The sequence below is a fragment of the Streptomyces sp. NPDC049837 genome (assembly GCF_040674455.1).
In the GTDB taxonomy this organism is placed as follows: Bacteria; Actinomycetota; Actinomycetes; order Streptomycetales; family Streptomycetaceae; genus Streptomyces.
This window is the reverse complement of sequence record NZ_JBFAMP010000010.1, coordinates 142,621-166,659: the sequence shown is the minus strand read 5'-3', so window position 1 is coordinate 166,659 and position 24,039 is coordinate 142,621. Positions and strand designations below refer to the sequence as shown.

Genomic DNA, 24,039 nt, shown 5'->3' with positions numbered 1-24,039 from the left:
CTGTCTTACTTCTCCTCGGTACGGGTGTTGGCGACGGCGGATTCGTTGCCGCCGAGCAGCAGGTAGAGGACGGCCATGCGGATCGAGACGCCGTTGGCGACCTGCTCGACGACCGTGCAGCGGCCGGAGTCGGCGACCTCGGCGGTGATCTCCATGCCGCGCACCATCGGGCCGGGGTGCATCACTATGGCGTGCTCGGGCATCTTCGCCATGCGGTCGCCGTCCAGGCCGTAGCGGCGGGAGTACTCGCGCTCGGTCGGGAAGAAGGCGGCGTTCATCCGCTCGCGCTGGACGCGCAGCATCATCACGGCGTCGGACTTCGGCAGGGTGCTGTCGAGGTCGTAGGACACCTCGCAGGGCCAGGTCTCGACGCCGACGGGGACCAGGGTGGGCGGGGCGACGAGGGTGACCTGGGCGCCGAGGGTGTGCAGCAGGTCGACGTTGGAGCGGGCGACCCGGCTGTGCAGGACGTCGCCGACGATGGTGATGCGCTTGCCGGCCAGGTCCTGGCCCAGGCCCGCGTCCCGGCCGACCAGGCGGCGGCGCATGGTGAAGGCGTCCAGCAGCGCCTGCGTGGGGTGCTGGTGGGTGCCGTCACCGGCGTTGATGACGGCGGCGTCGATCCAGCCGGAGGTGGCCAGGCGGTACGGGGCGCCCGAGGCGCCGTGCCGGATGACGACGGCGTCCACGCCCATCGCCTCCAGGGTCTGCGCCGTGTCCTTCAGCGACTCGCCCTTGGAGACCGAGGAGCCCTTGGCGCTGAAGTTGATGACGTCGGCGGAGAGGCGCTTCTCGGCGGCCTCGAAGGAGATGCGGGTACGGGTCGAGTCCTCGAAGAAGAGGTTGACGACGGTGCGGCCGCGCAGGGTGGGCAGCTTCTTGATCGGCCGGTCGGCGACCCGGGCCATCTCCTCGGCGGTGTCGAGGATGAGGACGGCGTCGTCGCGGGTGAGGTCGGCGGCCGAGATGAGGTGGCGCATCATCTTGGGGTATTTCTCCGGTTTTGTGGAGGTTCAGGGCCGAGGAGTGACCTGACGGGTGACCAGGTAGGGACAGGCCCGTCGGGCATGCGGGCGCGCAGCGCGGCACGCCGTACGCAGGGGTCGTACGGGGGTGCTACTGCTCGCCGGCCGGGGCCGTGGAGGCGGTCTCCCGCAGCCCGAGCAGCACGGTGTCGCGACCGTCCTCCTCGGCGAGCTGGACCTTGACCGTCTCCCGCAGCGACGTGGGGAGGTTCTTGCCGACGTAGTCGGCGCGGATGGGGAGTTCGCGGTGGCCTCGGTCGACGAGGACCGCGAGCTGGACGGCGCGCGGGCGGCCGATGTCGCCGAGCGCGTCGAGGGCGGCGCGGATGGTGCGGCCGGAGAAGAGCACGTCGTCGACGAGGACGACGAGGCGGCCGTCGATGTCACCGGGGATCTCGGTGCGGGCGAGCGCGCGGGCCGGCCGCATCCGCAGATCATCGCGGTACATGGTGATGTCGAGGGAGCCGACCGGCACGGGGCGGCCGGTGATCTGCTCGAGCTTGTCGGCGAGGCGGCGGGCGAGGAAGACGCCACGCGTGGGGATGCCGAGGAGAACCACGTCGTCGGCGCCCTTGGCGCGCTCGACGATCTCGTGGGCGATGCGGGTCAGTACCCGCGCGATGTCGGGGCCCTCGAGAACGGGGCGCGCGGCATCGGACTGCTGAGTGGCGTCCATACGAAACGGACCTCCTTCTCCGCCTCACGGGACGGACCTTAAAGGACGTCGGAATTGCGCCATCCACCGTACCAGGGCCCGGCGAGTGCTCCCGACCGGGGTCGCCAAAGAGAGCCGGTACGGACCATTCGGCTTGACGCAGCCAAGTAACGCTGCGTAACCTCACAGTGAGTTACCACTCTTTCCCGGGAGCTATATGTCCAGCGAATACGCAAAACAGCTCGGGGCCAAGCTCCGCGCCATCCGCACCCAGCAGGGCCTCTCTCTCCACGGGGTGGAGGAGAAGTCCCAGGGCCGCTGGAAGGCCGTGGTGGTCGGTTCGTACGAGCGCGGTGACCGTGCCGTGACCGTGCAGCGTCTGGCCGAGCTGGCTGACTTCTACGGCGTCCCGGTGCAGGAGCTGCTGCCGGGCACCACGCCGGGCGGGGCCGCCGAGCCGCCGCCGAAGCTCGTCCTGGACCTGGAGCGCCTGGCTCACGTCCCCGCGGAGAAGGCCGGCCCGTTGCAGCGCTACGCCGCGACGATCCAGTCGCAGCGCGGCGACTACAACGGCAAGGTGCTGTCGATCCGGCAGGACGACCTGCGCACCCTGGCGGTCATCTACGACCAGTCGCCCTCCGTGCTGACCGAGCAGCTCATCAGTTGGGGAGTGCTGGACGCGGACGCCCGCCGTGCGGTCGCGCACGAAGAGGCCTGATCTGCGGGCCTACTACAGCAGAAACGTTGCCGCCGGGTGCGGGGGGCGCCTTACGGGTGTCCCACCGCCCCCGGCGGCTCTTTCGTCCGCCTGGGGACCCGCCTCGTCCCCGGGGGGACCACGCCGAAGGGCCCGCCGCGCGAGATGCGCTGCGGGCCCTTCGTAGAGGCTTTCAGTCCCGGCGGAGTCTTCAGTCCCGGCGGAGCTTCGGCTTGAGGTCCTTGAACCGGGCCAGCAGGCCGTTGACGAACGACGGGGACTCGTCGGTGGAGAACTCCTTGGCGAGCTGCACCGCCTCGTCGATCACCACCGCGTCCGGGGTGCCGTCCACCCACACCAGCTCGTACGTACCCAGGCGCAGGATGTTCCGGTCGACGACCGGCATCCGGTCGAGCGCCCAGCCCTCCGCGTAGGTGGCGATGAGCTCGTCGATCCGGTCGGCGTACTGCGCGTACCCCTCGACGAGCTCCATCGTGTACTCGCTGACCGGCGGCTGCCGGTCGTCGGACCGGGCGTGCCGGACCCAGTCCGCGAGGACCTCCTGCGCGGACGCACCGCGCTGGTCGGCCTCGAAGAGGATCTGGAAGGCGCGCTTACGGGCCTTGTTCCGGGCAGCCACGGTTAGCTGTTCACCCGGCCGAGGTAGTCGCTGGAACGGGTGTCGACCTTGATCTTCTCACCGGTGGTGATGAAGAGCGGGACCTGGATCTGGTGCCCGGTCTCCAGGATGGCCGGCTTGGTGCCACCGGTGGAGCGGTCGCCCTGGACACCCGGCTCGGTCTCCTGGACGGTCAGCTCGACGGCGGCCGGGAGCTCGACGTAGAGCACCTCGCCCTCGTGCGTGGCGACGGTGGCGGTGAAGCCCTCGACCAGGAAGTTCGCGGCGTCGCCCACGGCGGCGCGGGAGACGTGGAGCTGGTCGTAGGTCTGCATGTCCATGAACACGAAGTACTCGCCGTCCATGTACGAGAACTGCATGTCGCGGCGGTCGACGGTGGCCGTCTCGACCTTCACACCGGCGTTGAACGTCTTGTCGACGATCTTGCCGGAGAGCACGTTCTTGAGCTTGGTGCGCACGAAGGCCGGGCCCTTGCCGGGCTTGACGTGCTGGAACTCGACCACGGACCAGAGCTGGTCGTTGTCGAGCTTGAGCACCATGCCGTTCTTGAGGTCGTTCGTGGAAGCCACGGTTGCGGAATCTCCTGGACTGACGCTGGTGGACGACCGAGGCGTGGTGCGTCACGCGCTACAGCGCGAGCAGCTCCTTGGTCGTGATGGTGAGTAGCTCGGGTCCGCCGTCCGCCTCCTGGCGTACGACGAGCGTGTCATCGATCCGGACACCGCCCCGGCCCGGGAGGTGGACCCCCGGTTCGACGGTGACCGGCACACAAGCGTCCAGTTTACCCATGGCGCCGGGTGCCAACTGCGGGTCCTCCTCGATTTCGAGCCCCACACCGTGTCCGAGGAAGGGCTCCAGGCACTCGCCGTACCCCGCCGCGTCGAGGATCTGGCGGGCCGCGCGGTCCACGTCGCGGTACGCGGTGCCGGGGGCCAGGGACTCCCGGGCGGCCCGCTGAGCGGCGAAGACGAGGTCGTACAGCTCGATCTGCCAGTCGGCGGGCGAGGTGCCGATCACGAAGGTGCGGCCGATCTCGCAGCGGTAGCCGCGGTAGTTGGCGCCCAGGCAGACCGAGAGGAAATCACCCTCCTCGACGCGGCGGTCGGAGGGCCGGTGACCGCCCCGGCCCGCGTTCGGGCCCGTGGCGACGGAGGTGGGGAACGCGGGGCCGTCGGCGCCGTGGTCGACCAGGCGGCGTTCCAGTTCCAGCGCGAGGTGGCGTTCGGTGCGGCCGACCAGGATGGATTCGAGGAGCTCGCCCAGCGCCTGGTCGGTGATCTCCGCCGCGATCCTGAGGCAGGTGATCTCGTCCTCGTCCTTGACGATCCGCTCCTGCTCGATGGCGGTGCCCAGGTCCGCCAGGCGCACCTGCGGGGCGACCGAGGCCATGGCGCGGTGGCGCGTGACGGTCAGGTGGTGCTCCTCCACCGCGAGGGCGTCCGCCCCCGCCTTGCCGGCCATGCCGACCGCCGCGACCGCCGGGTCGCCGCCCGAGGAGGGCAGCACCACCTGGCGCAACTGCTCGTCGAGGCGGCCCTCCACCGGGTCGCCGGTGGGCGGCCGGGGGCAGAGCAGCACGTCGTCGCCGGCCCCCAGGAGCAGGACGGCGCCCGGGGGCGCGCCGCCCGCGAGATACCGGACGTTGGCGGGGCGGGAGACCAGGGCCGCCGCAGAGCCGGACGCCGCGCACCGGTCGCGCAGCCGCCCTCGGCGGTCCGCAAACACCTCTGACATGCCCCGAGCCTACGAGCGCGGCCGCGCCCCGGCAGGTCGGGCGGGTCCGACCGGACCATTCGGCGCCCCGGGCGTGGACGGCGTCAGTAGACCGGTGGGCTCGCTATGGCGCGGGCGAGGACGTCGTCCAGGACACGGGCGGTGGTCTCGACGTCGTACTTGGAGTTGTCGATGATCGGCAGCCCGGAGCCGTACCAGCCGGCCATGCGGCCGTGGATGCCGGCGACCTCCTCGTCGGACAGGCGCCGGTTCCCGGTGCGCTCGGCGTTGCGCTCCAGGACGATCTCCAGGCCGGGGAGGAGGACGACGGGGAGCAGGCCGGGCCCGACATGGCGCTTCCAGCCGCCCAGGCCGACGACGGGGCGGTCGGGGAAGACGGCGTCGTCGAGGATGCAGGAGATGCCGTTGGCGAGGAAGTTGCGCGCGGCGAAGCCACAGGTGCGGCGGGCGAGCCGGTACTGGGCCTCGGACTGGTCGTTCCAGCCGGACTGGGGGTCGGCGAAGCCGGCGCAGACCCATTCGCGTACGTCGTCGAGGCTGATGTGCGCTGTGGGCACCCGGCGGTTGCTGGCCCAGTAGCGGGCGACGGTGGTCTTGCCCGCGCCGGCCGGGCCGATGAGGAGGACGGCGAGCGTGGCCGTACCGGTGCCGGAGCCGGAGCCGGGAGCGGTGTGCGGTGCCGGCGCGGGGGCCGGGGCCGGGGCGGCGACCGGGGCGCCGGGTGGCAGGTGGATGTGGCCCGTGGTCTCGGGCGGGACCCAGCCGGGCGCGGGCGGGGCCGCGGGCGGGGGGCCCTGGGGCGGCGGCGGGCCCGGGTGGTGGGCGGCGGCCTGGTTCGTCCATCCGGTGGCTGCGTGCCCCGGCTGATGGGGCGGCGGCAGCGGAGCCCCCACTGCGTGCTGCATCCGGTGCCACTCCGTCTCGTCCGATCGGTGCTGGTCGGGCGGCCGTTGGGCGGCCCGTTACCGAACCGTACCCTCCCCGGCCGACTGTATGGGAACGGCCGGGGCGGGTACGGAGTGCCCGTCAGACGAGTTCGTCGGCGAGGGCGCGCAGGGCGAGCCGGTAGGAGCCGATGCCGAAGCCCGCGACGGTGCCGCTGGCGACGGCCGCCACGACGGAGGTGTGGCGGAACTCCTCGCGGGTGTACGGGTTGGAGATGTGCACCTCGATGAGGGGGGCGGTGCGCTGGGCGGCCGCGTCCCTCATCCCGTACGAGTAGTGCGTGAACGCGCCGGGGTTGAGGACCACGGGGATCGCGTTGTCGGCCGCCTCGTGGAGCCAGCGGATCATCTCGCCCTCGTCGTTCGTCTCGCGCACGTCGACGTCGAAGCCGAGCTCCTTGCCGAGCGTCCGGCAGGCGTCGACGAGGCCGGCGTACGACGTGGAGCCGTACACGTCGGGCTCGCGGGAGCCGAGGCGGCCGAGGTTGGGGCCGTTGAGGACGAGGACCCGGCGGGCGGTCATGCGGAGACCTCCCCGTACGCGGCGACGAGGACGGCCGGGTCGGGGCCTTCGAGGACCGTCGGCTTGGCGAGGCCGTCCAGGACGATGAAGCGCAGCAGGTCGCCCCGGGACTTCTTGTCGACCTTCATGGTCTCCAGCAGCTTGGGCCACTGGTCGCCGCGGTAGGTGAGCGGGAGGCCGACGGACTCCAGGATGGTGCGGTGCCGCTCGGCGGTGGCGTCGTCCAGGCGCCCGGCGAGGCGGCCCAGTTCGGCCGCGAAGACCATGCCGACGGAGACGGCCGCGCCGTGGCGCCACTTGTAGCGCTCGTTCTTCTCGATGGCGTGGGCGAGGGTGTGGCCGTAGTTGAGGATCTCGCGGAGGCCGGATTCCTTCAGGTCGGACGAGACGACGTCGGCCTTGACCCGGATGGAGCGCTCGATGAGCTCGGCGGTGTGCGGGCCGGAGGGGGTACGGGCGGCCTCGGGGTCGGACTCGATCAGGTCGAGGATCACCGGGTCGGCGATGAAGCCCGCCTTGATGATCTCGGCCAGGCCGCTGACGTAGTCGTGGACCGGGAGCGAGTCGAGCGCGGCGAGGTCGCACAGGACGCCGGCCGGCGGGTGGAAGGCGCCGACGAGGTTCTTGCCCTCGGCGGTGTTGATGCCGGTCTTGCCGCCCACCGCCGCGTCGACCATGGCGAGGACGGTGGTGGGGACGGCGATCCAGCGCACGCCGCGCAGCCACGTCGCCGCGACGAAGCCGGCGAGGTCGGTGGTGGCTCCGCCGCCGACGCCGACGATCACGTCGGTGCGGGTGAAGCCCGACTGGCCGAGCGCCTTCCAGCAGTAGGCGGCGACCTCGGCGGTCTTGGCCTCCTCCGCGTTGGGCACCTGGATCGCGATGGCCTCGTAGCCCTGCTCGGCGAGGTCGGCGCGCAGCGCCTCGCCCGTCTCGGCCAGCGCCTCCGGGTGGATGACGGCGACGCGCTTGGCGTTGCCGACGAGGCCGGCCAGCTCGCCGAGCAACTGCCGGCCGACCAGCACCTCGTACGGGTCGGTGCCGGCCGTGCCGCCGACCTGGATACGGGTCACTGCTTGGTCAGTCACTTCTGAAGCTCCAGTGCGTCGAGGACCGCCTGGGCGACCTCTTCGGGGGTCTTGTCGTCGGTGGCCACCACCACGCGGGCGACTTCGGTGTACAGGTGCCTGCGTGCCTCCATCAGCTCGCGCCACTGGCGGCGCGGGTTGACGGCGAGCAGGGGGCGGGCGGTGTTCAGGCCGACGCGCCGGACCGCCTCCTCGACGTCCATCGAGAGGTACGCGACCGGGAGCCCGGCGAGGAGCTCCCGGGTGCCGGCGTCGAGGATGGCGCCGCCGCCGAGGGCGAGGACGCCCGGGTGTTCGGCGACGGCGTTCCGTACGGCCTCGCGCTCCAGGGTGCGGAAGTGCTCCTCGCCGTCCTCGACGAAGATGTCGGAGATCTCGCGCCCCTGGGCGGCCACGATGTCGGCGTCGGTGTCCCGGTAGGGCACGCCGAGCCGCTCGGCGAGCAGTGCTCCCACGGTGGACTTGCCGGAGCCCATCGGGCCGACCAGGACGATCAGCGGGCCGGTGCTCACTTGATGTGGAGGTTGTCGAGGTACGAGCGGACGTTGCGGCGGGTCTCGGCGACGCTGTCGCCGCCGAACTTTTCCGCGACCGCGTCGGCGAGGACGAGGGCGACCATGGCCTCGGCGACGATGCCGGCGGCCGGGACCGCGCACACGTCGGAGCGCTGGTGGTGCGCGGCGGCGGCCTCGCCGGTGACGACGTCGACGGTCTTGAGCGCCCGGGGCACGGTCGCGATGGGCTTCATCGCGGCGCGGACGCGCAGCAGCTCGCCGGTGGTCAGGCCGCCCTCGGTGCCGCCGGAGCGGCCCGAGGTGCGCTTGATGCCCTCGTCGGTGGCGACGATCTCGTCGTGGGCCTTGGAGCCGGGCACCCGGGCCAGGTCGAAGCCGTCGCCGACCTCGACGCCCTTGATGGCCTGGATGCCCATGAGGGCGGCGGCCAGGCGGGCGTCCAGGCGCCGGTCCCAGTGGACGTGCGAGCCGAGGCCGACGGGCACGCCGTAGGCGAGGACCTCGACGACGCCGCCGAGGGTGTCACCGTCCTTGTGGGCCTGGTCGATCTCGGCGACCATCGCCTTCGACGCGTCGGCGTCCAGGCAGCGCACGGGGTCGGCGTCCAGTTGCTCGACGTCGGCGGGGGTCGGGTAGACGCCGTAGGGCGCCTTGGCGGCGGCCAGCTCGACGACGTGCGACACGATCTCGATGCCGGCCGTCTCCTTGAGGTAGGAGCGGGCGACGGCGCCGAGGGCGACACGGGCGGCGGTCTCGCGGGCGCTGGCCCGCTCCAGCACCGGGCGGGCCTCGTCGAACCCGTACTTCTGCATGCCCGCCAGGTCGGCGTGGCCGGGGCGCGGGCGGGTCAGCGGGGCGTTACGGGCCAGTTCGGCGAGCTCGTCCGGGTCGACCGGGTCGGCCGCCATGACCTTCTCCCACTTGGGCCACTCGGTGTTGCCGACCATCACGGCGACGGGCGAGCCCATGGTCAGGCCGTGGCGTACGCCGCCGAGGAAGGTCACCTCGTCGCGCTCGAACTTCATCCGCGCGCCGCGTCCATAGCCGAGGCGCCGACGGGCCAGGTGGTCCGCCACCATCTCCGTGGTGATCGGGACACCGGCGGGAAGGCCCTCCAGCGTCGCCACCAGTGCGGGACCGTGGGACTCCCCAGCGGTCAGCCAGCGCAACCTGCTCAACGGTGCTCCTCATGCTCGCGCCTCGACAGCGACGGCGCGACCGGGTGCGCGGCCCTGGCCCGCCACCACTGATCCTCCCACGTCCGGGGCCCGCACCGGTGCCCGGTCCACAAGACGGACGCCGGAGTGGTCAGGTCCGGTACGCGCTCCGGAGCTTCCCGGCGGCGAACCACAGCGCCGCCCGCGTGCGCGGGGCCTAGTGGGCGGCGAGGGCGCGTTCTCCGGCGGCCCTCATGGCGGCCAGCGGCGCGGGCGCCCGGCCGGTCATCTGTTCCACCTGGAGGACGGCCTGGTGGACGAGCAGGTCGAGCCCGCCCAGCACGGCGCCGCCGCGCGCCGACCAGGCGGCCGCCAGGGCGGTGGGCCACGGCTCGTACAGCACGTCGAAGAGGGTGCCGGGCCGGCCCTGGACCTCGGCGGCGAGCGCGTCGGTCGTCCCGGCGGGGGTCGTGGCGATGACCAGGGGGGCCCGCAGGCCCTCGGCCGCCCGCGCCCAGTCGGCGGTACGGACCTCGATGCCCAGCCGCTCGCCCCAGCCGCGCATCTCGGCGGCGCGGGCCTCGCTGCGTACGTACGCGGTGACCGGCCCGGTGCAGATACGGGACAGCGCGGCGAGGGCGGAGGACGCGGTGGCGCCGGCGCCGAGCACGGCGGCGCTCTCCACCTTGCCCACGCCCCGCTCCCGCAGCGCGGCGATCATGCCGGGGATGTCGGTGTTGTCGCCGATCCGGCGGCCGTCCTCGGTGAAGACGACCGTGTTGACGGCCTCGACGGAGGCGGCCGTGGCGGTGATCTCATCGAGCAGCGGGATGACGGCACGCTTGAGCGGCATGGTCAGCGACAGACCGGCCCAGGACGCGTCCAGGCCCTCCAGGAACGCGGGGAGCCGGGCCTCGTCCACCTCGTGGCGTTCGTACGACCAGTCGGTGAGGCCGAGCTCCGCGTAGGCGGCCCGGTGCAGCACCGGGGAGAGGGAGTGGGCGATCGGCGACCCCAGGACGGCGGCGCGCTTCACTGTGCTCACTGGCCGGACTTCTCCCGTTCCTTTTCGTACTGCTCGACGTTCCGGTTGTGCTCCTCGTTGGTCACCGAGAACACCGTCTTGTCCTCGTTGATCGAAACGAAGTAATACCAGGGGCCCGGTGTCGGTTTCAGCGCGGAATTGATGGCGTCGACGCCGGGGTTGCTGATCGGCCCGGGCGTCAGTCCCTTGATGTCATAGGTGTTGTACGGGTCGTCGATCTTGCGCAGATCGGCCACCGCACCGACGTCGAGGGTGCTTTCTTCCTTGATGTAGTTGATGGTGGAGTCGAATTCGAGCCGGCCGACCGTCTCGATGTTGTTCGGCTTGAGACGGTTGTAGACGACGCGGGCGACCTTGTCGAAGTCGTGCTTGTACTTGCCCTCGACCTGTACCAGGCTCGCGACGGTCAGCAGTTCCCACGGACCGTTCAGCCCCAGCGACTTGGCCTTGTTCTCGATGTCGAGCTTGCCGTATTCGGCGTTCGCCCGGGCGACCATCTTCCGGAGGACGTCCTCCGGCTTGGCGCCCTTCGCCACCGGATAGCTGGCCGGGAAGAGGAATCCTTCCAGCGGGTCCTTGACGTCGGGGTGGCCGGTCGCCCACTCCGGCAGGCCGAGGTTCTTCGCCTTCGCCTTGGCGACCGACTTCGTCGTCCCGGGCTTGAGTTCCAGCTTTTTGTCGATCTCGGCGTAGATGAACGCGCTCCGCTTGCCCTCGGGAATGGTGAGGGCGTTCCGGTTCTCCGGATTGAGCATGGCCTCGACGGCACTGGCGGCGGACATGCCCTTCTTGAGCGTGTACACGCCATCCTGGATGGTCTTGCCGCGGGGGTTCTTCTCCTGGGCGGAGACGAAGGCTCCCTGGCTCTTGACCACACCGTGTTCGACGAGGAGGGCGGCGATCTCGTAGCCGCCGGCGCCCTTGGGGATCTCGACCTGGACGGTCTCGCTCGTGCCGTCACCGGTGAAGTCGGGGGCCGGGCCGAACTGGCCCTGCCAGAACTGGTAGCCGAAGTAGCCGACACCGCCGGCGCCGCCCGCCATGACCAGGGCGACGACCAGGCAGGCGAGGCCGTTGCGGCTCTTGCGCTTCTTCTGCTGCTTGCCGCCCCGGCGGCCCTTGCCGCCGCCACGCCGGGACGTGGCCGGCTCGTCGTCGTAACCGTCGTCCCCGTCGTCGTCCGGGCCCCCGTCCCCCGCGCCGTCCGAGAAGAACGGGTGGCTCTCCTCCTCCGGCTCCCGGCGCACCGGCTCCCGCTGGGGCTCCGGTTCGGCCCGCCGCTGGCCCGGGGGCTGCGGCGGCGGGTAGGCCTCGGGCGTGCCGTACAGGTCGGGGGCCTGGGGAGCGTACGGGTCGGCCGGGGCGGCTGCCCCGTAGGGCATGGCCGTCTGCTGGCCGGTGTCCCAGGCGCCGGTGTCGTACGGCTGCTGCCCGGCGTAGCTCTGGCCCGCGTAGGTCTGCTGGGCCTGGTACTCCTGCGCGGCGTGGTACTGCTGGTCGCCGTAACCCTGCTGCGGCTGCTGCTGCTGGTACGGATCGTGCTCGTTCCCGTACTGCGCCTGTTGGTAGTAGGCCTGCTGACCTTCCCACCCCTGGTTCCCGTGAGCCGGGTCCTCGGGGTGCCACGGTTCGGAGCCGGGGCTCCGGCCATACTCAGTCATCGATCCCCAAACAGCCGCGAGGCGTCCGGACGATCCGCCTCTACGTAGCGCGGCAGTTGTTCGAACACCGCCGCGTAGCGCGGAACGTTACCGTATCGCGATCAGATGACCACTTCGACGCTCTCTCCGGGCGGATTACCCGATACCCGTTCGGACTCAAGAGCGTTCTGAAGGATGATCACAGCGGCTGCCTGATCGATGACAGACCGGCCCTTTTTGGACTTGACGCCCGACGCGCGCAGCCCCTGAGTGGCCGTCACTGTGGTCATCCTCTCGTCCACGAGCCGTACGGGGACGGGGGCGACGCCCCGGGCCAGCTCCTGGGCGAAGGCGCGGATCTTGGCCGCGGCCGGGCCCTCGCCCCCGCTGAGGGAGCGAGGGAGGCCGACCACGATCTCGATGGGTTCGTACTCCTCGGTGATCTGCTTCAACCGCCGGTGGGCGGCCGGGACATCCCGTCCCGGCACGGTCTCCACCGGCGTGGCGAGGACCCCGTCGGGGTCGCACGAGGCGACCCCGATCCGGGCGTCCCCGACGTCGATCGCGAGCCGGCGGCCGCGTCTCATCAGACGGTGTCCGCGACGAGCCGCTCGACGGCGTCGATGGCGTCGCCGATGGCCTCCGGGTTCTGGCCGCCGCCCTGGGCGACGTCCGGCTTGCCGCCACCGCCGCCGCCGAGGGTCTTGGCGGCCGTGCGGACCAGCTCGCCGGCCTTGAGGCCACGCTCGCGGGCGGCCTCGTTGGTGGCGATCACCGTCAGCGGGCGGCCGTTGGCCGTGGTGAACAGGGCGACGACGGCCGGGCGGTCGCCGGGGATGCGGCCGCGCACGTCGAGGACCAGCTTGCGCAGGTCGTCGGCGGAGGTGCCGTCGGGGACCTGGCCGGTCACCAGGGCCACGCCGCGGACGTCCTGGGCGCCCTGGGCGAGACCGGCGGCGGCCTGGAGCACCTTCTCGGCGCGGAACTTCTCGATCTCCTTCTCGGCGTCCTTCAGCTTGCCGAGCATGGCGGAGATCTTGTCGGGCAGCTCCTCGGGACGGCCCTTGACCAGCTCCTGGAGCTGGGCCACGACCGTGTGCTCCTTGGCGAGGAAGTTGTACGCGTCGACACCGACGAGGGCCTCGATACGGCGCACACCGGAGCCGATCGACGACTCGCCGAGCAGCTTCACCAGACCGAGCTGGGCGGTGTTGTGGACGTGCGTACCGCCGCACAGCTCCTTGGAGAAGTCGCCGATGGTGACCACGCGGACCCGCTCGCCGTACTTCTCGCCGAACTCGGCGATGGCGCCCTGCCGCTTGGCCTCGTCGATCGCCATGACCTCGGCGTGCACGTCCAGCTCGCGGGCGAGCACCTCGTTGATCTTCTGCTCGACGTCGGTCATGACCGTCTGCGGCACGGCGGACGGCGAGCCGAAGTCGAACCGGAAACGACCCGGCTGGTTCTCCGAACCGGCCTGGGCGGCCGTCGGGCCGAGGGCGTCACGCAGCGCCTGGTGGGTGAGGTGGGTGGCGCTGTGGGCGCGGGCGATGGCACGGCGGCGCTTGACGTCGATCGTGGCGTACGCCGTCGACCCGACGGTCACCTCGCCGACCTGCACCGATCCCTTGTGGACGGAGACGCCCGGGACCGGCTGCTGGACGTCGCGCACCTCGATGACGGCACCGCTGTGCAGCTTGATCCGGCCGGTGTCGGCGATCTGGCCGCCGCCCTCGGCGTAGAACGGCGTGCGGTCGAGGACGACCTCGACCTCGTCGCCCTCGGTGGCGGCGGGCGAGGAGACGCCGTTGACGAGCAGGCCGACGACGGTCGTCTCGCCCTCGGTGTTGGTGTAGCCCACGAACTCCGTGGCGCCGGAGGTGTCGGCGATCTCGCGGTACGCGGAGACGTCGGCGTGGCCGGTCTTCTTGGCCCTGGCGTCGGCCTTGGCGCGGTCCCGCTGCTCCTGCATCAGGCGGCGGAAGCCGGCCTCGTCCACCGAGAGGCCCTGCTCGGCGGCCATCTCCAGGGTGAGGTCGATCGGGAAGCCCCAGGTGTCGTGGAGCAGGAACGCCTTGTCGCCGGGCAGGACGGTGCCACCGGCGGCCTTGGTCTCGGTGACGGCGGTGTCGAGGATGTTGGTGCCGCCCTTGAGGGCCTTGAGGAACGCGGCCTCCTCGGCGAGCGCGACGGTCTCGATGCGCTTGCGGTCGGTCTCCAGCTCCGGGTACTGCTCGCCCATCGTCCTGATGACCGTGTCGACGAGCTCGCCGACGACCGGGCCGGAGGCGCCCAGCAGGCGCATGTTGCGGATGGCGCGGCGCATGATGCGGCGCAGCACATAGCCGCGGCCCTCGTTGCCGGGGGTGACACCGTCGCCGATGAGCATCACGGACGTACGCATGTGGTCGGCGACCACGCGCAGCGAGACGTCGCTCTCGTGGGCCTGGCCGTAGCGCACACCGGTCAGCTCGGTGGCCTTGTCGATGACGACCTTCAGGGTGTCGGTCTCGTACATGTTCTGTACGCCCTGGAGGATCATCGCCAGGCGCTCAAGACCGAGGCCCGTGTCGATGTTCTTGCTCGGCAGGTCGCCGAGGATCTCGAAGTCCTCCTTGGAGGTGCCCTCGCCGCGCTCGTACTGCATGAAGACGAGGTTCCAGATCTCCACGTACCGCTCGTCGTTGACGGCCGGGCCGCCCTCGGCGCCGAACTCGGGGCCGCGGTCGTAGTTGATCTCGGAGCAGGGGCCGCAGGGGCCGGGGACGCCCATGGACCAGAAGTTGTCCTTCTTGCCCAGGCGCTGGATGCGCTCGGACGGGACGCCCACGACGTCGCGCCAGATCTGCTCGGCCTCGTCGTCGTCCTGGTAGACGGTGATCCAGAGCTTCTCGGGCTCCAGGCCGTAGCCGCCGTGCTCGACCGGGGTGGTCAGCAGCTCCCAGGCGAGCTTGATGGCACCTTCCTTGAAGTAGTCCCCGAAGGAGAAGTTGCCGCACATCTGGAAGAACGTGCCGTGCCGGGTGGTCTTGCCGACCTCCTCGATGTCCGGCGTACGCACGCACTTCTGGACGCTGGAGGCACGCTTGTACGGCGGCTTCTCCTCACCCAGGAAGAACGGCTTGAACGGCACCATGCCGGCGTTGACCAGGAGCAGAGTCGGGTCGTCCGCGATGAGCGACGCCGAAGGGACGACGGTGTGCCCGCGCTCCTCGAAGAAGCTCAGCCAGCGGCGGCGGATTTCAGCCGACTCCATCAGTGGTCCTCATTCCGGTTGTACGAGTGGTTGTTGGGGTACGGGGGGCGGGCGCCGCTCCGGGGGCCGTCGCTCCGGGGGCCGTCCAGGGCTGCCGCGCGGCGCGGCGCCGGGAGCGCGGGGTCCTCGACGGGTGCGTTCAGCCCGAGCGCCTCGCCCAGTTCGGACTCGCGCTGGAGCATGCCCGCGCGGACGTCGAGTGCGAAGTCCTTGAGCCGGTGGCCGGTCTCGATCGCCTTGTCGGCGGCCTGGGCGGCGAGGCTCTCGGGGGTCAACTGCTTCAGCTTGCGGTTGACCTTGGTGGTGGCCCACACGCCGGCTGCGGCGCCCGCGGTGAACCAGAAAGCACGGCGGAACATCCCTTGCGTCAGCCCTTCCGCTTCCGGCCCCTGGCGCCCGGCACCGTACGGCCGACGATCACCGTACGCCGGGGCTGCTCGGCCGGCCTGTCGTTCTTGTTCCGGCTCATCGCCCGGCGCACGCCGTAGCCGAACGCCGCGACCTTGACGAGCGGTCCGCCGAAGGTGGAGGCGACCGTCGTGGAGAGCGCGGAGGCGTTGGAGGTGACTTCCTGGACGTCCGACGCGATGGCGTCGACCCGGTCGAGCTGCGTCTGCGCGGACCGGACGGTCGCCGAGGCGTCGGCCAGCAGCGGGACCGCCTGCTCGGTCACCTCGGCCACGAGCCGGGTGGTCGCCCTGAGCGTCTGGGCCAGCCTCACCAGCACCACGGCCAGGAAGGAGACCAGGATCGCCCAGAAGACGGCGACCAGGATCCCGGCAACCTCTCCACCGGTCACTGCGCGCACCGCTCTCTGCATCGTCGGACGTCGGACGTCGATCTTCTTGAAAAGTCGTTCTCCGAGCCTATCGCGCCGACGCTCGCTCCCCGTACCGCATTACGGGCGGACAGAGACGGAGTTGCGCGGTCCGATTGTACGGAGTGCACCGGCGTCGGTACGCTCCGTGTTCCATGCGACGGAGCAACCTGCCGGCGGAGCTGAACCGGTTCGTCGGACGTGACGGCGAACTGGACCAACTGAAGCGGCTGCTGGGGGAGTTCCGGCTCGTCACGGTGGTCGGAGTGGGCGGGGTGGGAAAATCCCGGCTGGTGGTGCGGGCCGCCGCCGCGGTCGCTGCCGGTGCCGGTGCCGGTGCGGAGAAACGCTACTGCGACGGGGTCCGGCTGGCGGAGCTGGCGCCGCTGCGCGATCCGGAGCTGCTGGAGCACGCGCTGCTGGACGCGCTCGGGCTCACCGACCACACGCGCCGGCCGCCGCGCGAGGTGCTGGTCGAGCACCTCGCCGACCGGCGGCTGCTGCTGGTCCTGGACGGCTTCGAGCACCTCGTGGACGACTGCGCCGGACTCGTGCGGGAGTTGCTGCGCCGCTCCCCCGGGCTGACCGTGCTGGCCGCCGCCCGTCGGCCACTGCGGCTGGACGGCGAGGCCGTCATGCCGCTCGCCCCGCTGCCTGCCGACGACGCCGTGCGGCTGTTCCTGGACCGGGCGGCCGCGGCGGCTTTTCCCGTGGAGGACACCGGCTCGGTACGGGAGCTGTGCCGGCGCCTCGACGGGATTCCGCTGGCCCTGGAGCTGGCGGCGGGGCGGCTGCCCGTGCTCACCGTGGGACGGATGCTGGACCGGCTCGACGACCGGTTCCGGCTGCTGACCGGCGGCACGCGCGGGGCGCTGCCCCGGCACCAGACGCTGCGGACGGCCATCGGCTGGAGCCACGAGCTGTGCACGCCCGAGGAGCGGCTGCTGTGGGCACGGCTGTCGGTCTTCGCCGGCCCGTTCGACCTGGAGGCGGTCGAGTACGTGTGCGGCGGCCCCGAGCTGGCGCCCGAGCTCGTGCTGGACGTGCTCGGCGAGCTGGTGGCCCAGTCGGTGGTGGTGCGCGAGGACACGGCGGCGGGCGTGCGCTTCCGGCTGCTGGACACGGTCCGGGCGTACGGGGCGGAGTGGCTGGCCGCGCTGGGCGACGAGGAGCGGATGCGGCGGCGGCACCGCGACTGGTACATGGGCCTGGCCACCTGGTGCGAGCTGGAGTGGTTCAGCCCGCGCCAGGCCGAGGTGGCGGCCTGCGCCGACAGCGCGCTGCCCAACCTGCGGGCGGCGCTCGAACTGTGCATGGAGGTGCCGGAGGAGGCCCACCTGGCGCAGCACCTCGCCGCCACGCTCTGGTTCTCGTGGGTGGGGTGCGGGCGGCTGGCGGAGGGGCGGCACTGGCTGGACCGGGCGGTGGCGCTGGAACCGGGGTACGAGTGCCGTTACGACCAGGCGCGGCTGCGGGCGCTGTGGGTGCTGGGGTACGTGGCGATCCTCCAGGGCGACGACACGGCGGCGGTGGCGGCGCTGCACGAGTGCGGGGAGGGCGCGGCGCGTACGGGCAACGCCCTGGCGGCCGCGTACACGACCCACCGGATGGGCTGCCTGGCGCTGCTGTCGGACGACATGCCGCGCGCCGAGGAGCTGCTGTCGCGGGCGCTGGCCGCGTACCGCGAGGTGGGCGAGCTGAACAGCCAGGTGCTGATGGGCCAGGTGGAGCTGGCCATGGCGAAGGTCTTCCTGGGCGACCTGGAGGCGGCGGTCTCCTTGTGCCGGGAGGTCCGGGAGATCTGCGAGGAGCGGGGCGAGCGGTGGACGCGGGCGTACGCGCTGTACGTCCTGGCGTACTCGGCCTGGACGCGGGGCGCGCACGGGGAGGCGCGGGAGCTGCTGGGCGAGTGCATCACCATCGACCACGCGTTCAACGACCTGGTCGGTCTGGTGCTGGCCATCGAGCTGCTCGCGCTGGTGACGGCCGCCGAGGGCGACCCGGCGGAGGCGGCGGTGCTCCAGGGGGCGGCCGCGCCGATGTGGGAAGCGGTCGGCCTGCCGCTCTTCGGCTCCGGCTACTTCAGCGCGCCGCGCACCTTGTGCGAGCGGCAGGTGGGCGAGGAGCTCGGGGCGGAGCGTTTCCGGGCGTACGTGGCGGAAGGGGCGGCCCTGCGCAAGGACGCGGCGGTGGCGCGGGCGTTGTCTGGCCCGTCGGGCCCATCGGGTCCGTCGGGTCCGTCGGACGGGGGCCCGGGGAGGGTGCCGTCGCCGCGCCGCCGCCCGCGCCGCGGGGCGGTGTCCTGACGCGTTGCCGTGCGGCCACTGCCGGTGCGTGGGGGGCGGGGCCCCTCCGGGCTCGACTCCTCGAGGCCGGCGGCCTTGGGTGTCCTGACTGGGAGCCCTTGCGTCGCCGCCAACCTCTGCGGGGACGACCCTGCACGGCCCCACCCCGGCCGTCGCCCGTCTGCGGGCCGGTTTCAGCCGGTCTGCCGACGGGCGTCGCCCGGTTGTGGGATCGTTCCGCCGGGGCGTCCGCCGGTTGTGGGCAAACGTCCCGCAGGGCGGGACGGGTGGGCACAACCGGACCACGGTCCGCGGACAAACGGGGGTTCGGGGCGGAGCCCCGACGAGAAAGCCCGCCGCTTCCGGAGGGAAGCGGCGGGCTGAACACCCTGGACGGTTAGGTCAGCGGGCGTAGTACTCGACGACGAGCTGCTCGTCGCAGATGACCGGGATTTCCTTGCGGTTCGGCTCGCGGTCGAGGCGGAACGCCAGGGCCTTCAGGTTGACCTGGAGGTAGCGGGGGGTCTCACCCTCGGGGGCGAAGCCGCCCTCACGCGCCACCTGGAACAGGCTCTTGTTGCGGCTGCGCTCGCGGACCATCACGACGTCGTCGGGACGGACGCGGAACGACGGCTTGTCGACCTTGCCACCGTTGACCTCGATGTGGCCGTGAACGACCATCTGGCGGGCCTGGTAGATGGTGCGGGCGATGCCCGAACGCAGGACCAGGGCGTCGAGACGGCGCTCGAGCTCGACGACCAGCGCCTCGCCCGTCTTGCCCTCGGCCTTCTTGGCGCGGTCGTAAGCGCGCGCCATCTGGCGCTCGCTGATGTCGTACTGGGCGCGCAGACGCTGCTTCTCGAGCAGACGGACCTTGTAGTCCGAGTTCTGCTTGCGGCCACGGCCGTGCTCGCCCGGCGGGTAGGGGCGGGCCTCGAAGTACTTGACGGCCTTCGGCGTCAGCGCGATACCGAGCGCGCGAGACTTCTTGACCTTGGGACGCGACTGGTTAGGCACGTTCTCCAGACCTCCGATATAGGTTAGGTTAGGCTTACCTTAATCAAGGAGATCGCATGTCGAGCCCTGGGAACACCACGCGCATCACAGACAGCAGCACAAAGAGCGATGCTCCTGCTTCGCAGAGCATCGATGTGACGGAGGTCCGATCAGCTCATGGTCAGCCGCGTCCCAGCGGGCTTGAAACCGCCCGGATGCCGTCAGCAGCCGAGCGCACACGAACTCTCGTACAGAGTACATGCTCCGCGGTGCTCATCGTGCCCGGGGCCGAGGGGGCCCGGGCAGACCAGCTCATGCCGGACGTCCGGACGGTCGGCGCGGACGGCGAGGTGTTCCTGCTGTTCCCGGCCGACGCGCCGGTGGTGCGCGCCGCCACGCACGCGCAGGACGACGAGCTGCGAGCCGTGCTGGAGCTGACGGATGTGGCCCCGGTCGCCGTCCCCCACCGTATCCGGGGGCGGGCATGGGTCTCCGGATGGCTCACGTGCGCCCCGGGGATCGCCGAGCCCGGGCACATGATGCTGCGCCTGGAGGTCGGCGAGGTGTACGTGGACGACCTCTGGGGCGACGCCGCGGTGAGCGCCGAGGACTTCGCGGCGGCCTCGCCGGACCCGCTCATGGAGTACGAGACCGAGCTGCTCCAGCACCTCGCCGCCGCGCACGACGATCATGTGCAGGGGCTGAGCGGTCTGCTCGGGGACCGTGCCGGCGTGCGGCGTGTGGTGCCGCTGGCGCTGGACCGGTTCGGGCTGCGGGTGCGCTGCCGGGACACGGCGGGGCGCTCCTTCGACGCGCGCTTCGACTTCCCCGAGCCCGTGCAGGAGATCCACGGACTGCGGCGCGCCATGCACGCCCTGTTCGAGGCGGCGGCGCGGGACTAGTCCTCCGCGCCGCGCAGGCGTTCGCGCACCTTCTCGACCACGTCCGCGTACCGCGCCTCCGCGCCATAGCGGGTGGGCTCGTAGTAGCGCCTGCCGTGGATGGCGTCGGGTGCGTACTGCTGGGCGGCGATTCCGCCCGGGACGTCGTGCGGATACACGTACCCCTGGGCGTGACCCAGCTTGGCCGCGCCCTTGTAGTGCCCGTCGCGGAGGTGGGGCGGGACCGGGCCCGCGAGGCCGTTGCGCACGTCCGCCTGGGCGGCCGCTATCGCGGTCGTCGCGGCGTTCGACTTCGGGGCCAGGGCGAGGGCGATGGTGGCGTGGCTGAGGGTGAGGGCCGCCTCGGGGAAGCCGATCATGGCCACTGCCTGGGCCGCCGCGACCGCGAGGGGCAGCGCCGTCGGGTCCGCTAGGCCGATGTCCTCGCTCGCGGAGATCATCAGGCGGCGGGCGATGAAGCGGGGGTCCTCCCCGGCCTCGATCATCCGGGCGAGGTAGTGCAGGGCCGCGTCGACGTCGGAGCCGCGGATGGACTTGATCAGGGCGCTGGCGACGTCGTAGTGCTGGTCGCCGTCCCGGTCGTACTTCACCGCCGCCCGGTCGACCGTCTCCTCAAGGGTGGCGAGGCTGATCTCGGGCTCGTTCTTGGCGAGGGCGGCACCGGCTGCCGCCTCCAGGGCGGTCAGGGCCCGGCGGGCGTCACCGCCCGCGATGCGCAGGAGGTGGGCTTCGGCGTCGTCCGGCAGTGTGACGGAGTCGGCAAGGCCGCGTTCTTCGGTGAGCGCGCGCTTCAGCAGGCTCCGGATGTCGTCGTCGGTGAGCGGCTCCAGGGTGAGCAGGAGCGAGCGGGAGAGCAGCGGGGAGATCACCGAGAAGTACGGGTTCTCGGTGGTGGCGGCGATGAGGGTGACCCAGCGGTTCTCGACAGCCGGCAGGAGGGAGTCCTGCTGGGCCTTGCTGAAGCGGTGGATCTCGTCGAGGAAGAGGACGGTCTCCTTGCCGAATCCGCCGGCGGCGCGGCGGGCACCGTCGATGACCGCGCGGACCTCCTTGACGCCGGCCGTGATCGCGGAGAGCTCGACGAAGCGCTTGTTGGTGGCCTTGGAGACCACGTACGCGAGGGTCGTCTTGCCCGTGCCGGGCGGTCCCCAGAGGATCACGGAGGAGGCGCCGGCCGGGCCGCCCGCGCCCTCACCTACGAGCCGGCGCAGGGGTGACCCTGGTTTGAGCAGGTGCTGCTGGCCGACGACTTCGTCCAGGGTGCGCGGGCGCATCCGGACCGCCAGGGGGCTGGTGGACGGGTCCTTCTCCTGGCGTTCTTCGGCTGCGGCGGTAAAGAGGTCGGGCTCCACATCCAGAAGCGTATGTCAGGCCACTGACAGTCGGTTCAGGGCGGATCAGCTCGTCCAGAAATCCCACCAGCGGGTCAGGATCAGCATCCCGATGATCCCGATGTGCAGGACGGGCAGGACCCAGGTGAACTCGTCGAGGAAGCTCCGGACCGGGCGGGGTGCGGGGAGCAGGCCGTTGCGCACGTTGTGCGAGGTGACGTACCAGAACATGACGATCGTCGCGATCCAGGCCAGGGAGCACCACAGGCACAGCGCGTTGATCTCGTACAGCGACTGGTACATGAGCCACATGCAGAAGCCCACGCCGAAGAGCGTGCCGGCGTTCAGGCCGAGCCAGTACCAGCGGCGGTAGCGGGCGCCCGCGAGGAGGGCGACGCCGATGGCGACGACCATTCCGTAGGTGACCAGACCGAGCATCGGGTTCGGGAACCCGAAGGCCGAGGCCTGCTCGCTCTTCATGATGTTGCCGCAGGACACGATCGGGTTGAGGCTGCACCCGGGCGTGAAGTTCGGGTCCTCCAGCAGCTTGAACTTGTCGAGCGTGATCACCCACGCCGCGAGCAGCCCAGCCGCGCCCGTGATCACCAGCATCCATGCGAAGGCCCGGCTGCTGCCGACCGTGGTCGTGTCGGAGGACGCTTCGTCAACCGATGCAGTCGTCATGGGGGATCATTCTGCCGCATCGTGGCCGCTGTCCGCCGTTCGGTGGACATAAGGACACCCCGGCCGGGGCCGGGGTGTCCTCAGAGATCAGGCCGGCCGGGAGGCCAGCTTCTCGACGATGGCGTCGAGCGCGACCGGCTCCTGCTCGCCCGACTCCATGTCCTTGAGCTGGGCCACGCCCTCGGCGAGGTCCCGCTCGCCCAGCACGAGGGCGTACCGGGCACCACTGCGGTTGGCGGCCTTCATCGAGGCCTTGAGCCCCTTGCCGCCGTACGCGAAGTCCGTCGCGACGCCCGCCTTGCGCAGCTCGGTGACCACGCCGAACAGCTTGCGCCGGGCCTCCTCGCCGATCGGCACCGCGAACACGCTGGTGGTGGCCGGCAGGTCGAGGGTGACGCCCTCGGCCTCCAGCGCCAGCACCGTGCGGTCCACGCCGAGCGCCCAGCCCACCGACGGCAGGGCGGGGCCGCCGATCATCTCCGAGAGGCCGTCGTAACGGCCGCCGCCGCCCACCGCGGACTGCGAGCCGAGGCCGTCGTGGACGAACTCGAAGGTCGTGCGCGTGTAGTAGTCCAGGCCGCGCACCAGCTTCTCGTCGTCCTCGAAGGCCACGCCCGCCGCGGTCAGCAGCTCGCGCACCTCCTCGTGGTACGCCCGGCACGCGTCGCACAGGTAGTCGCGCAGCAGCGGCGCGCCCACGAGCTGCTTCTGGACGTCGGCGCGCTTGTCGTCGAGGACCCGCAGCGGGTTGATGTCGACGCGGCGGCGGGTGTCCTCGTCCAGGTCGAGCCCGCGCAGGAAGCCCTGGAGGGCCTCCCGGTAGACCGGGCGGCACTCCTTGTCGCCGAGGCTGTTGAGGAGGATGCGGAAGTTCCGCAGGCCCAGCGAGCGGTACGCCTGGTCGGCCAGGATGATCAGCTCGGCGTCCAGCGCCGGGTCCTCGGCACCGATCGCCTCGGCGCCCACCTGGGAGAAGTGGCGGTAGCGGCCCTTCTGCGGGCGCTCGTAGCGGTAGTACGAGCCGGAGTACCAGAGCTTGACGGGGAGGTTGCCCTGCTTGTGCAGGTTGGCCTCCAGCGCGGCGCGCAGCACGGACGCGGTGCCCTCGGGGCGCAGGGCGAGCTTGTCGCCGCCCTTGGTCTCGAAGGCGTACATCTCCTTGGTGACGATGTCGGTGGACTCGCCGACACCGCGGGCGAACAGCTCGACGTTCTCGAAGCCGGGGGTCTCGACGTACCCGTAGCCGGAGTTCTTCAGCGGCGCGGAGATCGCCTCGCGGACGGCGAGGTACGTCGCGGAACTCGGCGGCAGCAGGTCGTACGTGCCCTTGGGGGCCTGGAAGGTACTCACGGGACTTCTCTCGTCACATTCCTCGTCGGGGAGCGGGGGACGCTCCCTGGCCGGCCGCCACCTCGCGCAGGTACGGGTTGGTGGCGCGCTCGCGGCCGATGGTCGTCTGGGGGCCGTGGCCGGACAGCACCACGGTCGAGTCGTCGAGCGGCAGGCACACGCGGGCCAGCGATTCGAGCATCTCGGCCATGTCACCGCCCGGCAGGTCGGTGCGTCCGATGGAGCCGGCGAAGAGCAGGTCGCCCGAGAAGAAGACCGGCGGGATGTCCGCGGCCTCGGGCATGCTGAAGGTCACCGACCCCTTGGTATGGCCGGGCGCGTGCGACACGGTCAGCTCCAGGCCCGCGAGGCTCAGTCGCGCCCCGTCGGTCAGCTCGTGGACGTCGTCCGGCTCCCCCACGGTCAGCTCGCCCATGAGGGGCATGCCGATGGAGCGGCCGAGGGCCTTCTCCGGGTCGCTCATCATGTACCGGTCGGAGGGGTGGATCCACGCGGGTACGTCATGGGCGCCGCAGACCGGGACGACGGAGGCGACGTGGTCGATGTGGCCGTGGGTCAGGACGACCGCCACGGGCTTGAGCCGATGCTTCTTGAGCGTCTCCTCGACTCCCTGGGTGGCCTGGTGGCCCGGGTCGATGATCACGCACTCCTCGCCTGCGGCGGGGGCGACCAGGTAGCAGTTGGTCCCCCAGGCCCCGGCGGGGAACCCGGCAATGAGCACGATCGTCCTTAAAGAGTCGTCCGGCACGCGTCGT

Annotated in this window: 24 protein-coding genes; 3 read left to right on the top strand and 21 right to left on the bottom strand. The window is 71.5% G+C overall.

What is annotated here, in order from left to right:
* Positions 1-5 precede the first annotated feature (5 nt).
* Complete coding sequence (locus AB0J57_RS26230; protein WP_366130732.1) at positions 6-983, bottom strand: aspartate carbamoyltransferase catalytic subunit; 978 nt, start codon at positions 981-983, stop codon at positions 6-8.
* A 133-nt stretch (positions 984-1,116) separates the two neighbouring features.
* Entirely contained in the window at positions 1,117-1,701 is a 585-nt protein-coding gene (gene pyrR, locus AB0J57_RS26225) for a bifunctional pyr operon transcriptional regulator/uracil phosphoribosyltransferase PyrR (protein ID WP_366130731.1), read from the bottom strand.
* 196 nt (positions 1,702-1,897) lie between these two features.
* On the opposite strand from pyrR, the gene bldD reads away from it, so the two are divergent.
* Positions 1,898-2,398 carry a transcriptional regulator BldD gene (gene bldD, locus AB0J57_RS26220; RefSeq protein ID WP_064068023.1) on the top strand — a complete coding sequence of 167 codons (501 nt, stop codon included), beginning with the start codon at positions 1,898-1,900 and terminating at the stop codon, positions 2,396-2,398.
* Positions 2,399-2,588: 190 nt separating this feature from the next.
* On the opposite strand, the gene nusB is transcribed toward bldD, so the two are convergent.
* The 14 genes from nusB to AB0J57_RS26150 all read right to left on the bottom strand — a co-directional run bounded on the left by nusB (position 2,589) and on the right by AB0J57_RS26150 (position 15,718).
* On the bottom strand, positions 2,589-3,017 hold the full coding sequence (gene nusB, locus AB0J57_RS26215; protein ID WP_366130730.1) for a transcription antitermination factor NusB: 429 nt from the start codon (positions 3,015-3,017) through the stop codon (positions 2,589-2,591).
* A 2-nt stretch (positions 3,018-3,019) separates the two neighbouring features.
* Positions 3,020-3,586: an elongation factor P gene (gene efp / locus AB0J57_RS26210; protein ID WP_366130729.1), complete on the bottom strand. Its 567-nt coding sequence runs from the start codon at positions 3,584-3,586 to the stop codon at positions 3,020-3,022.
* Positions 3,587-3,644: 58 nt separating this feature from the next.
* A complete protein-coding gene (locus AB0J57_RS26205) occupies positions 3,645-4,751 on the bottom strand; it encodes an aminopeptidase P family protein (RefSeq protein WP_366130728.1) in 1,107 nt (368 codons plus the stop codon).
* Positions 4,752-4,834: 83 nt separating this feature from the next.
* Positions 4,835-5,656, bottom strand: a complete 822-nt coding sequence (locus AB0J57_RS26200) for a Pro-rich N-terminal domain-containing protein (RefSeq protein WP_366130727.1) — start codon at positions 5,654-5,656, stop codon at positions 4,835-4,837.
* A gap of 121 nt (positions 5,657-5,777) precedes the next feature.
* Positions 5,778-6,218 carry a type II 3-dehydroquinate dehydratase gene (gene aroQ / locus AB0J57_RS26195; protein WP_366130726.1) on the bottom strand — a complete coding sequence of 147 codons (441 nt, stop codon included), beginning with the start codon at positions 6,216-6,218 and terminating at the stop codon, positions 5,778-5,780.
* Entirely contained in the window at positions 6,215-7,306 is a 1,092-nt protein-coding gene (gene aroB / locus AB0J57_RS26190; protein ID WP_366130725.1) for a 3-dehydroquinate synthase, read from the bottom strand. The genes aroQ and aroB overlap by 4 nt, the downstream gene beginning before the upstream one ends.
* Positions 7,303-7,818 (bottom strand): shikimate kinase, encoded by a 516-nt coding sequence (locus AB0J57_RS26185; RefSeq protein WP_366130724.1) that lies wholly within the window; start codon positions 7,816-7,818, stop codon positions 7,303-7,305. Before AB0J57_RS26185 ends, aroB begins: the two co-directional genes overlap by 4 nt.
* Complete coding sequence (aroC, locus tag AB0J57_RS26180; protein WP_366130723.1) at positions 7,815-8,999, bottom strand: chorismate synthase; 1,185 nt, start codon at positions 8,997-8,999, stop codon at positions 7,815-7,817. The genes AB0J57_RS26185 and aroC overlap by 4 nt, the downstream gene beginning before the upstream one ends.
* A 196-nt stretch (positions 9,000-9,195) precedes the next feature.
* A complete protein-coding gene (locus tag AB0J57_RS26175; RefSeq protein WP_366130722.1) occupies positions 9,196-10,023 on the bottom strand; it encodes a shikimate dehydrogenase in 828 nt (275 codons plus the stop codon).
* Positions 10,020-11,684 (bottom strand): endolytic transglycosylase MltG, encoded by a 1,665-nt coding sequence (mltG, locus tag AB0J57_RS26170; RefSeq protein ID WP_366130721.1) that lies wholly within the window; start codon positions 11,682-11,684, stop codon positions 10,020-10,022. The genes AB0J57_RS26175 and mltG overlap by 4 nt, the downstream gene beginning before the upstream one ends.
* A gap of 101 nt (positions 11,685-11,785) precedes the next feature.
* Positions 11,786-12,250 (bottom strand): Holliday junction resolvase RuvX, encoded by a 465-nt coding sequence (gene ruvX / locus AB0J57_RS26165; RefSeq protein ID WP_366130720.1) that lies wholly within the window; start codon positions 12,248-12,250, stop codon positions 11,786-11,788.
* Positions 12,250-14,919 (bottom strand): alanine--tRNA ligase, encoded by a 2,670-nt coding sequence (gene alaS / locus AB0J57_RS26160; RefSeq protein WP_366130719.1) that lies wholly within the window; start codon positions 14,917-14,919, stop codon positions 12,250-12,252. Before alaS ends, ruvX begins: the two co-directional genes overlap by 1 nt.
* Entirely contained in the window at positions 14,919-15,278 is a 360-nt protein-coding gene (locus AB0J57_RS26155) for a DUF6167 family protein (protein WP_366130718.1), read from the bottom strand. Before AB0J57_RS26155 ends, alaS begins: the two co-directional genes overlap by 1 nt.
* Before the next feature lie 8 nt (positions 15,279-15,286).
* Entirely contained in the window at positions 15,287-15,718 is a 432-nt protein-coding gene (locus tag AB0J57_RS26150; protein WP_064068038.1) for a DUF948 domain-containing protein, read from the bottom strand.
* Positions 15,719-15,891: 173 nt separating this feature from the next.
* Here AB0J57_RS26150 and AB0J57_RS26145 point away from each other — a divergent pair, with 173 nt between their 5' ends.
* Entirely contained in the window at positions 15,892-18,042 is a 2,151-nt protein-coding gene (locus tag AB0J57_RS26145; protein ID WP_366130717.1) for an AAA family ATPase, read from the top strand.
* Positions 18,043-18,423: 381 nt separating this feature from the next.
* Here AB0J57_RS26145 and rpsD read toward each other — a convergent pair whose 3' ends face one another.
* Positions 18,424-19,038, bottom strand: coding sequence for a 30S ribosomal protein S4 (rpsD, locus tag AB0J57_RS26140; protein WP_366130716.1), 615 nt, complete (start codon positions 19,036-19,038; stop codon positions 18,424-18,426).
* Positions 19,039-19,232: 194 nt separating this feature from the next.
* On the opposite strand from rpsD, the gene AB0J57_RS26135 reads away from it, so the two are divergent.
* Positions 19,233-19,919: a DUF2470 domain-containing protein gene (locus AB0J57_RS26135; protein ID WP_366130715.1), complete on the top strand. Its 687-nt coding sequence runs from the start codon at positions 19,233-19,235 to the stop codon at positions 19,917-19,919.
* Here AB0J57_RS26135 and AB0J57_RS26130 read toward each other — a convergent pair.
* The 4 genes from AB0J57_RS26130 to AB0J57_RS26115 form a co-directional block, all read right to left on the bottom strand.
* Entirely contained in the window at positions 19,916-21,271 is a 1,356-nt protein-coding gene (locus tag AB0J57_RS26130; protein WP_366130714.1) for a replication-associated recombination protein A, read from the bottom strand. The two genes, AB0J57_RS26135 and AB0J57_RS26130, sit on opposite strands and share 4 nt — an antisense overlap.
* A 45-nt stretch (positions 21,272-21,316) precedes the next feature.
* Complete coding sequence (locus tag AB0J57_RS26125) at positions 21,317-21,934, bottom strand: vitamin K epoxide reductase family protein (RefSeq protein WP_366130713.1); 618 nt, start codon at positions 21,932-21,934, stop codon at positions 21,317-21,319.
* Positions 21,935-22,021: 87 nt separating this feature from the next.
* The gene (gene hisS, locus AB0J57_RS26120; RefSeq protein WP_366130712.1) at positions 22,022-23,284 is read right to left on the bottom strand and encodes a histidine--tRNA ligase; all 1,263 of its coding nucleotides are present in this window, start codon (positions 23,282-23,284) and stop codon (positions 22,022-22,024) included.
* 13 nt (positions 23,285-23,297) lie between these two features.
* Positions 23,298-24,005: an MBL fold metallo-hydrolase gene (locus AB0J57_RS26115; protein WP_366130711.1), complete on the bottom strand. Its 708-nt coding sequence runs from the start codon at positions 24,003-24,005 to the stop codon at positions 23,298-23,300.
* Positions 24,006-24,039 lie beyond the last annotated feature (34 nt).